9 protein-coding genes are annotated in these 12,001 nt (G+C 64.2%); 5 read left to right on the top strand and 4 right to left on the bottom strand.

The genetic code is table 11. The features are described from left to right. Window positions 1-25: 25 nt before the first annotated feature. The 4 genes from AB4Y82_RS03465 to AB4Y82_RS03450 all read right to left on the bottom strand — a co-directional run bounded on the left by AB4Y82_RS03465 (window position 26) and on the right by AB4Y82_RS03450 (window position 6,953). Window positions 26-1,624, bottom strand: a complete 1,599-nt coding sequence (locus AB4Y82_RS03465) for an ATP-binding cassette domain-containing protein (RefSeq protein WP_441602606.1) — start codon at window positions 1,622-1,624, stop codon at window positions 26-28. Between the two features lie 263 nt (window positions 1,625-1,887). Beyond that, window positions 1,888-2,232: a PsiF family protein gene (locus AB4Y82_RS03460; protein ID WP_441602607.1), complete on the bottom strand. Its 345-nt coding sequence runs from the start codon at window positions 2,230-2,232 to the stop codon at window positions 1,888-1,890. 218 nt (window positions 2,233-2,450) lie between these two features. After that, window positions 2,451-5,273: a lamin tail domain-containing protein gene (locus AB4Y82_RS03455; RefSeq protein WP_441602608.1), complete on the bottom strand. Its 2,823-nt coding sequence runs from the start codon at window positions 5,271-5,273 to the stop codon at window positions 2,451-2,453. Between the two features lie 174 nt (window positions 5,274-5,447). Beyond that, the gene (locus AB4Y82_RS03450) at window positions 5,448-6,953 is read right to left on the bottom strand and encodes an aminotransferase class III-fold pyridoxal phosphate-dependent enzyme (protein ID WP_441602609.1); all 1,506 of its coding nucleotides are present in this window, start codon (window positions 6,951-6,953) and stop codon (window positions 5,448-5,450) included. 287 nt (window positions 6,954-7,240) lie between these two features. Between AB4Y82_RS03450 and AB4Y82_RS03445 the strand changes: the two genes are divergently transcribed. From AB4Y82_RS03445 to AB4Y82_RS03425, 5 genes are all read left to right on the top strand, one after another. Further along, entirely contained in the window at window positions 7,241-8,155 is a 915-nt protein-coding gene (locus AB4Y82_RS03445; protein WP_441602610.1) for an ABC transporter ATP-binding protein, read from the top strand. After that, window positions 8,155-8,940, top strand: a complete 786-nt coding sequence (locus AB4Y82_RS03440) for an ABC transporter permease (RefSeq protein WP_441602611.1) — start codon at window positions 8,155-8,157, stop codon at window positions 8,938-8,940. The genes AB4Y82_RS03445 and AB4Y82_RS03440 overlap by 1 nt, the downstream gene beginning before the upstream one ends. 105 nt (window positions 8,941-9,045) lie before the next feature. Beyond that, window positions 9,046-10,197, top strand: coding sequence for a sensor histidine kinase (locus AB4Y82_RS03435; RefSeq protein WP_441602612.1), 1,152 nt, complete (start codon window positions 9,046-9,048; stop codon window positions 10,195-10,197). Beyond that, entirely contained in the window at window positions 10,194-11,375 is a 1,182-nt protein-coding gene (locus tag AB4Y82_RS03430; RefSeq protein WP_441602613.1) for a sensor histidine kinase, read from the top strand. Before AB4Y82_RS03435 ends, AB4Y82_RS03430 begins: the two co-directional genes overlap by 4 nt. Further along, entirely contained in the window at window positions 11,372-11,974 is a 603-nt protein-coding gene (locus AB4Y82_RS03425) for a response regulator transcription factor (RefSeq protein ID WP_441602614.1), read from the top strand. The genes AB4Y82_RS03430 and AB4Y82_RS03425 overlap by 4 nt, the downstream gene beginning before the upstream one ends. Window positions 11,975-12,001: the final 27 nt, after the last annotated feature.

Here is a 12,001-nt window from a genome sequence, read left to right as displayed (position 1 = left end):
ACCTGGCGGCAGAGTCGGTGAATTGTCACTCACGCGGCGTGATGAGGGCGAGCGGTTTGTCCAGCCGAAGCTCGCGATCGATACCCGCCTTCGCGACCAGTTCCGCATCGTGGCTGACCAGGATCAGCGAGCCGCGATAGGTCGCCAATGCCTGCTCGAGCAGCTGGCGGCTGTCCAGATCCAGATGGCTGTCCGGCTCGTCGAGCAGCAACAGGTCATAGGGTTCACGCGCGCTGTCGAGTGCCAGCAGGGCGAGCTTCACGCGTTCGCCCCCGCTCAGCGCACCGGCGGCCACGTCGGCACGCTCGCCACGCAGGCCGATGCCCGCGAGATATTCGCGATAGCGCGTCGGTGCATGGCCGGGCGACAGCTCGCGCAGGTTCTCCAGAGCGCTGTGTTGGTCATCCAGCAAGCTGTAGTGCTGGTCGATCAGCAGCAAGCGTTCGCCACGCCGGAGTTGTCCGCCGCGTGGGGGTAAACGCCCGGCGATGGCGGCGAGCAGGCTGGATTTGCCGCTGCCGTTGTCGCCGTGCAGGTAAAGGCGTTCGCCCGGTGCGAGATGCAGATTGATCGGCTGGTCATGTCCGTAGGGCGGTATGAAGTCGTGCAATTGGAACGATGCACGCGTCGCCGCATGCTCACCCAGGTCGAAACGCTGGGCGCGATGCACGTCCACGCGAGCACGGGCCTCGGAGAGTTGTTCGTGTTGCCTGGCTTGTTGCAAACGCTGCGCGGTGAGCAGGCGGGCACCGGTGTCTTCCGAGCGCTGCTTGCGTCGATCCAGCAGGATGGTGGGCATGTTCGCGTTTGCACGTTCGCGCTGGGCTTTCTGTTGTTGCCTGGCGAGACGTTGCCGCTCTTCGTGCTGTTTGCGCTCGAGCATCTTCTGCTCGCGTCGCGCCTGATCCAGTTGCCGCCCGGCCGCCTGTTGGTCGGCATCGCGTCGCGCGGCATAGGCGGCGTAGTCGCCGCCATAGCGACGCAAGCCTTGCGGTGAGAGTTCGTCGATGCTTTCCACGTCGGCCAGCAGTGCGCGGTCGTGGCTGATCAGCAGATAGCCGCCCGCGTGTGCCGTCAGCTTTTCGCGCAACCAATGCCGGCCGCGACGATCCAGGTGATTGCCCGGCTCATCGAGTATCAGGAAATGCTGGTCGTGTTCGAACAACTGCGTGAGCTGCAGGCGCACGCGTTCGCCGCCGCTGAGGCTCTCCCATGGCCGTGCCAGATCGCTCGGTAGCGCGGCCTGTTCCAGCCATCGACTAGCCCGTTCGTACACGGTCCAGTCGTCGGCAAGCGCCTGGAAATCCGCAGGATCAACGCTGCCTGCCTCGATCCGGCGCAGCGCATCGAGTTTGTGCTCCACGCCCAATGCCGCAGCGATGCTGCCGCCGAACGCTGGCCAGCGTTGCGGTAGATAGGCGAGCTCGACGGTGCGCGCGACCTGGCCGTGGGTGGGTTCGATCCGGCCAGCAAGGATCTGACCGAGCAGAGACTTGCCGCTGCCATTGCGTCCGACCAGTGCATGGCGGCCAACGGAAAAGGACGTCTCGAGTTTTTCGAAAACGGGATCGCGACCCGGCAAAGCAAAGCCGAGCTGATGGATAAACATGGCTATGGCTGTCATAGACCCTCCGATAGGGGAGTGGCATACGACAAGGGGTCTGGCGCTTAAGCGCGCTGTGGGATGTCGACCGCCCTGTCACTCGTGGCCAGACGCAACGCACCCAAAGTGGGAGCAATCGGTTGGCAGGCGAGCGGCTTAGAGGCGCATGTCGGCGGTGAATCCCTGGAAGGCTTGAGAGTGCGCAGGATAGCAGCAGAACCTCAAGCGGCAATAAAAAGGGCGCCGATAAAACCGGCGCCCTGGTGGCTTGCTCAAAAATGCGATCAATGGCCCGCGTTGGGCGTACCGCTCAGGCAGGCGCTCATGAACTGCTTGCGCTCGTCGCCCTTGAGCGTCTTGGCATGCGGATCGGCATTGCAGGCCTTCATCTTTTCCTGCTGGGTCATCTTGGCCGGTGCGGCGCTTTCGCCCTTCAGGCAGCTGCTCATGAAGGTCTTGCGCTCGTCGCCGGTCTTGCCCGTGGCCTGCTTGTTGCAGTCGGTCATGCGCTGCTGCTGCGAGTTCTTGGCGGGCGCGCTGCTGCTTGCCGCCTGCGGCGCGGCGAAGGCGGTGGAGGCAGCGAAGGCCAGCGCAACGCTGGCAACCATCAGACTCAAACGCGAAGACATGCGGGTACCCTCCTGGATGACATGACCGGCGAACGCCGGCGTCGCAAGTCTATGCCTGCCGACAGGTCGCGTGGGAGGGCGCGCGTGGTCGCCGAGGCGTCCCGTTCAGCAAGCCGGAGGGGGACAGGAGAATCGGACTTTTCTTAGCCTGGCGGGGCGCCAAAGGAAAGGCCACGCCCGTCGCCGGGCGTGGCCTCCCAGGGATTTGAAGCTACCGATCAGTGACCGTGGTCGTGCCCTTGGTCATCGTCGTCGTGATGGCCATGCCCGTGGTCGTCGTCATCGTGATGACCATGGCCTTGTTCGCCGAACAATCCCGGCACGAACAGATCGACCACGAAACCATCGTGATCGGACACGCCAATCGCCTTGCGCACGTCGGTGGCGCTGGCCGCATCGGCCTCGGTCTGCACCGGCGCATCGAGATCGGCGCGGCCGTACTGCATCTTCAGGAAGCGCAGTCGGGCGACATCGTTCATCAGCGCATGATCGAGCACTTGCACGGTGGGCACCTCGCGGCCCGAGTTGCCGGAGCCTGCCGTGGTATAGCCCTGGATCGGGCCAAATGCCTCGGTGTAGAGGAACGAGTAGCGATCGTTCTGCGGCACCGATTCGACCGCATTCCACAGGGCAGGGCGCACGATGTTCTTGCCCAGCTTCAGCTGGTTTTCGCTGTCCTTGTACTTGCCCGAGGCCAGTCCCACCACGTCCACCCAGCCATCGCTGAACTGGTAGGCGTTGAAGTCGCCCACCACCATCAACGGCAGCCACGGATTGGTGCCCTGCAGGCTTTGCACCTGGCGTGCCAGCGAACTGGCTTGCAGGAAGCGCTTCTGACGGTCGCGCACGGCGCTGTCGTCGTTGTCGTCGACGTTGGTGCGAGCCTTCATGTGCACCGAGATCACCTGGAAGCGAACGCCGCGCGCTTCGGCGGTGAGCAACAGCGGCGGATGGTCGTGCACGAACGCGGTCTGGCCGTTGTCGTTCCAGGTTTCGTCGGCGGCCAGCTGCTGCACGGACACCACGCGGACGCGGTCGCTGCGCACCAGGAAGCCCACGTTGATGCCGCTGGGATCGTGTCCGGGCACCAGGTAGGCCTGGTACTTGGCGCGATAGTCGTCACCCAACTGCGTGGCCAAACCTTGTAGCAGCGGCAGGCTCTTCACTTCCTCCACTGACAACACGTCGGGCAACTGCAGCACGCTGCCGATATAGGCGGACAGGCGCTGCGTCTTCAAGGCCACTTCATCGGCCGTCGGCTCCTTGCTGTCGCCGCTGCAGGTAAAGACGGTGTTGAAGTTGGTGTCGCAGAAGCGCTCGGTGTTGAACGCACCGATGCGCAGTGCGTACGGCGCGGTCAGTGAAACGGAGCGCGGCATTTCCGCGACGTGCTTCAAGCTGATCTTGGTCGGGATGAAGGTGTAGGCACCGAAGTCGTAGGAGATGATGCCTTCGGCTCGGAACGTGGTGCCCGCCACGAACGGCGTGTTGAGCGGCACGGCGCCGAAGTCCGCGGTATTCATCTTGAATACTTCCGGGTTGCCGCTCCAGTTGGCTAGCTGCACACCGTCAGGCACCGGCACGCCATAGCGCACGCCGGGGAGACGCAACGAGCGCTTGCCGTTCGCGGTGATGCTCACTTCCGCATACGGCTCGCCGCTGAAACGCTTGTTGCCCGTGTTGATCATGCCGTTCTCGATCACCACGCGCATGCCCACGAAGCACTGGAAGTTGGTTGCGCCGCACGACAGCTTGGTCGGATCGGACGACGGGATCGCATCGCCAAACACCACCGCCTTCGGCAGGCGCGCGCCATGCGAGCTCACCGTCACCACGGGGCTGGTGAGTTCGGGCAACTGATAGTAGTTGGCGACCCTGGCGTCCACGTTCACCACATCGCCCACCGCCACCGTCGGCGTGCTGGAGGTGAACACATAGATGCCGTTGGACGTGAGCGCATCGGCATCGGCGCGTGCGTCGGGCGTCTGCATGGTGAAGCCCGCCGGGCCCACCGCGGTGACGATGTTGCCCGTGGTCTTAACCGGCTTGCCGAGCAGCGGCGAGATCTGATCGCGCCCCTGGATCTGCCAGATCTCGGCAGCAACCGGGATGTCGTAGAGGATCGCGCCGATCGCCGTATCGCGCGACAGCGGAAGATTGCCGCTGGGCTGGCTCAGCTTGACCTCGAAGGCCTTGTCGTCGCTCGGCGTGGTGCGGCCGTGCACCACCACGTTGAAGTTCGCCTGCATCTGCCCTTCGGCGATGCTGACGTTGGTATCGAGCGCGTCGTAGTCATGATTGGCCACCGTAGCCGTGCCATCGAGCGTCGCCACGTGCACCGCGACGCCACCCGTGGGCGCAGGCTGGGTGAGTGAGACGGTGAAAGGCATTTGGACGTCCGCCGCACCGCGCACCGTGGCGCTTGCATCGGCGATGGACAACGCCTGGCCCAGCACGACGCACGAGCTTGCGCTGTTGTGCGGCGCCGTGGGAGACACCACGTTGAAATCCGCCTGGTTGTCGCCGGTGTTTTGCGGCAGGCCCGCGGCCGTGGGCTTGCGGCCATAGCCCTTATCGGCATTCGTGGTGCCGAGCGACGCCAGTGGCGTGCCGGCCTTGTACGCAGAACCAGTGGAGAGGCCGACCTGATCAACCAGCTGGCCCGAACCATCGAGGATGGCCAGACCGCCGTCGTCGGTGACGCCTGTGCTGTACTTGAGATCGCCGGCCACGCTGCCGGAATAACCGCTGCTCGCGCTGTTGGTGAGCAACAGATAGCAGCCCGGCGCGATGGACGTGCCGCTCGGCAGCGTCAGGCGCGTGCCGGTGGTGCCGCTGACGTTGGAGGCGTTGAATTTGTAGCCCGACAGATCCAGCGCCTTGCTGCCGCTGTTGAACAGCTCGACGAATTCGTCGTTGCCGCCGGCGGGGCCACGGACGCGAAACTGACTGATGTTGAGATCTGCCGCTTGCGCAGCGGTTGCCGACAGGGCGAGCAACAGTGCGACTAATAGGGCACGTCGAATGTGCGTTGGTTTCATTAACCACTCCCTTCCTGGGTCCGGGGCGGACCCCATCAGGGAGAGGCTAAGTAGCTATTGCGACAGTTTTGCGAAGGAAGTTGCGGCGGCGCTTCATTTTGCGAAGCGCTTTGCGTTCTGCTGTGTGACCGGCATCGTCGACGTTGCGTGAACGACGCCGGTCATGTCGCTGCCTCAGGCCGCTTCGGCCTTCACCGTCTTGAGCTTGCGCGGCCCCTGCAGCAGGGCCTGACGCACATGCGAAACGACCAGGTCCACTTCGTCGCTGGTCACCAGGAAGTGCGGCGTGAAGCGCAGCGAGTTGGTACCGCCGTGGATCACGCCGACGCCGCGCTCGCGCATGAACTCCTCGATCGAATCGGCGCCGTAGCACTTGAACTCCGGTGCCAGCTCGCAGGAGAACAACAGGCCGGTGCCCTGCACCTTGGTGATCAGGCCGCCCAGTTCGTTCTTGAGCGCATTGAGCTTGTCGACGAATTCCTTGCCGCGCTCGCGGATGTTGTTGCGCACCTCGTCGGTGAGCAGGTCGAGCGTGGCGAGCGCCACATCGAGCGCGCGCGGATTGGCCGTCATGGTGTTGCCGTAGATGCCCTTGCGGTACAGCTCGGCGGTGCGCGCAGTGACAGCCAGCACGGACAGCGGATACTGGCCGGCGTTGAGCGCCTTGGAGAAGGTTTCCATATCCGGCGGCGCGAGTTTCTCGAAGCCCGGATAATCGGTGACCGACAACACGCCGTGCGCACGCAGGCCCGCCTGGATGGAGTCGACCAGCAACAGCGAACCGTGCGCTTCGGTGAGCGCGCGCGCCTTCTGGTAGAACTCCGGCGTCACCGCGCGGCCCGGATCGCCTTCGCCCATCACCGGTTCCAGGAACATCGCCTCGATAAACCAGCCGTTCTTGTCCGCGTCGGCAAACACGGCTTCGAGCTGGGCGATGTCGTAAGGCTGCACGGTGAGCAGCGTGTCTTCGTGGCGATAGCTGGCCAGATGCTGCAGGTAAGTCTTGCGCGTGGAATCGGAATACAGCGCCGGCTTGTCGGTGCGACCGTGGAAGGCGCCCTTGACCACCAGGCGCTTGATGGTGCGACCGGCATAGCGTGCGCCCGGATCGGTCAGCAGCTTGGCATTGACGTCGGCAATGCGACAGGCCAGGCCCACCGACTCCGAACCGGAATTGAGCGCGAGGTAACGCGTATACGGATTGCCGTCGCGGTGGCGGCCCAGTTCGCGATCCATCGCCTTGGCAAAACGCATCTGCGAGATGCTCGGCGTCATCACATTGGCCATCACCTGCGGACGTGCCAGCGCGGCGTCGATGGCGGCGTTGTTGTGGCCAAAGCCAAGCATGCCGTAGCCGCCGTTGTCGTGGATCACGGCGCCCTTGAAACTCACTACCCACGGGCCGCGCGCAGCAGCGGGCAGGTACGGGTTGATGGCATCGTCCGGATAGAAGTTGACGAATTCGGACTGCACCTGCGCCATCTGTTCGGCTTCGTCGAGCTTGAGGAAGTCGCCGAGTTCAGCGCGCAGTTCACGATGACGCGTCACTGCATCGCTGATCGCCTGCACCAGGTCAGGATGACTGCCCGCGTAGCGTTCGATGGTGGCTTCATCGAGGCCACTGGTCTGCGGTGCGCCGCCGAATTCGCGCATTTCGCGCAGCTGATCAATCACACCCATGGGTAACTCCTTCAAAGTCGACTTGCCTGCCGTCCCGATGGCATGCGCATCGATATGTCTACGAATGCGTTGCGGAAACGCGAAACCGTTCAGCGTTTCTCTTGGCCCGTGAGAGCCATGCCGCACTGCGATCCGTCACGGATGTGGCAATGCAACGACTGCCTGAGCATAGCGCGGCGGTGTCGCCGCCGGTACCCCGGGTGACGCTTGTCATGTGTGGTAGCTGACGGGGTCAACTGCCGGCAAACCCTTGCACTGCCTAGCATGGCAGGCAACAAGGAGGAGCCATGAACCCATCTGCCGCAGTGGTGGCCAGCCTGTCTGGCGCAGTCAAACGTTACGGCGCTTTAACGGCGCTGGATGGTCTGGACCTCATGCTGCACCGCGGCGAACTACTCGCCTTGCTCGGCCCCAACGGCGCTGGCAAAAGCACGGCGATCAGCCTGCTGCTGGGCTTGTTGCGCGCCGACGCGGGCAAGGTGGAATTGTTTGGCCAGGATCCGCAGGCGATCGACGCGCGCCGTCGCATCGGCGTGATGCTGCAGTCGGCCTTTCTGCCATCGACGCTGACTGTATCGGAACTGTTACGCCTCACCATGAGCTATTACCCCGCGCCGCGTTCACTGGCGGAAAGCGCGGAGATGGCCGGTGTGACCGATCTGCTCTCCCGTCGCTATGCAGCGCTGTCCGGTGGCCAGCAGCGCCGCGTGCAGTTTGCGCTGGCGTTGTGCGGAAGGCCGGAGTTGCTGTTTCTGGATGAGCCCACGGTCGGCATGGATATCGACGCACGGCAAAAACTATGGGCGGCGATTGGACGACTCATCGCCGAAGGTTGTTCCGTCGTGCTCACCACACATTACCTGGAAGAAGCCGAAGCGCTGGCGCAACGCGTAGTAGTGCTTGGCAAGGGCCGCGTATTGAGCCAGGGCAGCGTGGATGAGCTGCGTGCGCATGTAGCGGTGACGCGCATCCGCTGCATCAGCGATCTCGATGCGAGCGCGCTCGCGCAATGGCCGCACGTATCGCATGCCGAACGCGACGGGACGCACCTGCTTTTGCACAGCGATGCGCCCGAACGCGTGCTGCGCCGCTTGCTCGATGCCGATCCCTTGTTGTCGGAGCTGGAAGTGCGTCGCGCCGGCCTCGCCGAGGCGTTCACCGAGTTGACCCGCGAGAGCGTCGCTGAAAAGGAGGCTGCGTAATGTCCGTGACCGCCATCCACAGCCTGCCATATGAAGGCATGACGTCTCGCCGCCTGCTCGCGGCCTACGCCATGGAGGCGCGCAGCGAATGCCTGCGCTACTTCCGCTCGCCCGGCTTCCTGCTGCCGGTGACCTTGTTTCCCACCATGTTCTACCTGTTGTTCGGCATCGTGATGAATCACAACGCCGATGCGAACACGGCGCGCTATCTGCTGGCGAGCTATGGCGTGTTCGGCGTGATGAGCCCGGGTCTGTTCGGCTTTGGCGTCTCTTTGGCGATGGAGCGTGAAAACGGCCTGCTGACGCTCAAGCGGGCGATGCCGATGCCGCCCGGTGCGTATCTGCTGGGCAAGATGGTGATGGCGATGCTGGCCGCCGCCATGGTGATGCTGTTGCTGCTGGCGCTGGGCATCGGTCTGGCGCACGTGCAGTTGGGCGTGCTGCAGGCGCTGGTGTTCATCGTCACCGGCATGTTGGGCGTGCTGCCGTTCTGCGCACTGGGCATGCTGGTGGGTACGCTGGTGAAAGGTCAGGGTGCGCCGGGCGTCATCAACCTCATCTATTTGCCCATGTCGTTCCTGTCGGGGCTATGGATTCCGCTTTCCGCACTCCCGCAGGCGCTGCAGCGCATGGCACCGGTCTGGCCCAGCGCCCACCTGCAGCAACTGGCGCTGGGTTCGCTCGGGCTGGGTCACTCCAACGCATGGCCGCACCTGCTTGTGCTCATGGCCTATGGCGTGGGTTTCTTCCTGCTGGCGGCCCGGCGCCTGCATCGGGTGGGTTGAAGTAGCATGCACGAAGGGCGGACGGATCACGGGGAGCGGGACACGGTGCGTCAGTGGCTACGAGCTTGGTTTACGCCGGCGCCGGATTCTCTGGCGGCGATCAGCATGCACAAAGGCAAGTCGCCGTGGGTGGATGCGGTGCATCTGCTGTGGTCGGTGTGGGTGTTCGTGATACCCGCGTTCGATCACTACACCTGGCAGTGGGCCTGGATCACTCTCTTCAGTTATCCGCTGTTCCTGGTTCTGTATGCACAGGCTTGCATCGCGTCCCGTCGCCAGTCGCGTTACTACGCCTTGGCGCTGGTCGCCTTGTCGATGCTGCTGCTGCGCTGGTACCCCAGCGGGCTCACCTATTTCGTGTACGGCACCATCATGCTGCGCAGCTGCCGCATGAAGCTGAGCCTCTACATGGGGCTGCTGGCACTCCTCAACGTGATGCTCATCGTCGAGGTGCGCCTGCTGCACTATCCGTGGCAGGCGATCATCTGGATACCCGTCACCTCGATCATTGTCGGCCTGGTGGTGCACGCCGAGCGCCTCAGTGAGGAAAAGGAGGCCGAGCTTCGGTTGTCGCACGATGAAGTACGCCGGCTGGCGGCGCTGGCCGAGCGCGAGCGTATCGGTCGCGACCTGCATGACTTGCTGGGACACACGCTGTCGCTGATCACCTTGAAGCTGGAGCTGTCGCGCAAGCTGTTCGATCGCGATACCGAAGCGGCCAAGCGCGAAATGGCCGAGGCAGAACGCGTGGCACGGCATGCTTTGTCGGAGGTTCGCACGGCCGTCTCAGGCATCCGCGCCACCGACTTGGCCGCCGAGCTTGCCGCGGCGCGACTGATGCTGGAATCGTCGGCCGTATCGTTCGAATGCGGCGAGCTGCCGCCTTCCTTGCCGGTCGAGGTCGAGCGAGGACTGGCACTCGTCCTGCGCGAAGCCGTCACCAACATCGCGCGGCACGCGCGAGCAAGTCGTGCGCGGGTGCTCACCGACGTTGCCAATCAGACTCTGAAGCTGTGCATCCAGGACGATGGACGCGGCGGCATCGATGTACACGGCAATGGCCTCAAGGGCATGTGCGAACGGGTCAAAGCACTGGGCGGCACCCTGGAGGTGCTCTCGCCGGTGGGACAAGGCACCCGCCTGATCATCACCGTGCCGCTGCGTCCGCGCTCGGTATTTCGCGACCTTGGCCAGATCGACGGGACGCCCGATTCGCCCGCGACAGGTTGGTCACCGCAGGAGCGGCAGGCGACATGAGCCGCTGGCTGAAACCGCATCCCGACTCCCTGCTGGGCAGGCTCGGCTCCTCCAGTTACCTGCGCTGGGAGGCCATGGCGAATCTGGTGTGGGTCGCTGCGCTGCTGATCGGGCCGATCACCGATCCCCGGGCCGTATGGACGCGCTGGCTGGTGCCCACGCTGATCTCAGTGCCGCTGTATCTGTATTTGCACTTCAAGGTATACACGGCGCCCTATCGAAAACTGGCCTGGTATGCCGCGGGCATCGCTGTGCTCGGTTTGATGGTGTGGCCTTACAACGGCGTGGCGATCGGTTACGTAGTCTCCTCGGCCATGTGCTTTGCCTACCTGTCGTCGGTGCGTCGCTGGCTGACGGCCTTGGCTATCCTGGCCATGCCTACGGCTATCGTCGCCTATGAGCTGCATGTCTCGCCCTGGGTCATGCTGTTGATCGTCTTCGTGTCGTTGACCTCGGGCTTTGGGCATTTCCTGCGCATGAACAACCAGCGCAAGGACGTGGCGCTGCGTCTGTCGCAGGAAGAAGTACGCCGCCTCGCCACCCTGGCCGAACGCGAACGCATTGGCCGCGACCTGCACGACTTGCTCGGTCACACCTTGTCGCTGGTGGCGCTGAAGTCCGAACTCGCGCGCAAACTTGCGCTGGTCGATGCGGAGCGCGCCCAGCGTGAAATGGAGGAAGTCGAACGCGTCGCGCGCCATGCACTGGCCGAAGTGCGCACGGCGGTGACCGGCATGCGGCGCGGTGATCTGGCCGCGGAACTGGTGTCGGCCCGGCTCATGCTGGAAGCCTCCGGCGTCGGTTTTCATGGCGCTTTTTCCTGCGAGGTCCAGCTGCCCGCCCAGGTCGAAGCGCCGCTGGCCCTGGTGTTGCGTGAAGCGGTGACGAATATCTATCGCCACGCCAAGGCGAACACCGCGCGCGTCGACTTCACCATCGACAGGCACAGCTTCCACATGCGGGTTACGGATGACGGTTGCGGCGGCCTGAGCGTGCATGGCAATGGCGTGAGCGGCATGCGTGAACGCGTGCGTGCGCTGGGCGGCAGCCTGCAGATCGATTCGCCGCCGCGGCATGGCACGGTGCTGACCGTGCAGGTGCCCTTGGGCAAAGAGCAGATGTCGGTCGCCGCGTCCGAGGCGTCCGACATGGAGTTGAACAACAGGAGTGCTGCATGATTCGTGTATTGCTGGCCGAAGATCAGGCCATGGTGCGTGGCGCGTTGTCCGCGCTGCTCAATCTCGAAAGTGATATCGAGGTGCTTGGTTCGGCGGCGGATGGTGAGGCGGCGTGGCGCGAATTGCAGCGCATCAAGCCCGACGTGCTGGTCACTGATATCGAAATGCCTGGCCTGACCGGGCTGGAGCTCGCGCAGCGCATCCAGCGCCATGACATGCCGATCAAGGTCATCATCGTGACCACGTTTGCGCGGCCGGGTTTTCTTCGCCGCGCCCTGGATGCCGGCGTGTCCGGTTATTTGTTGAAGGATGCGCCGGCGGAGAACCTGGCCGAGGCGCTGCGCATGGTCCATCGCGGCGGACGCGCCATCGATCCGCAGCTGGCGCTGGAGGCCTGGTCCGAGGCCGACCCGCTGAACGATCGCGAGCGGCAGGTGCTGCGCCTGGCGGGCGAGGGACAGTCGGCCAACGACATCGCCACCCAGCTCAACCTGTCGCATGGCACCGTGCGCAACTACTTGTCCGAGGCCATCGGCAAGCTTGGCGCCGCCAATCGCATCGAGGCTTATCGGCTGGCCCGGCAGAAGGGTTGGCTGTAGCCGGCGCGTTCGGGAGCAATCGCGGGC

This window comes from Dyella sp. 2YAF14 (assembly GCF_052114725.1).
Lineage (GTDB): Bacteria > Pseudomonadota > Gammaproteobacteria > Xanthomonadales > Rhodanobacteraceae > Dyella.
This window is presented reverse-complemented; position numbering and strand designations above follow the sequence as displayed.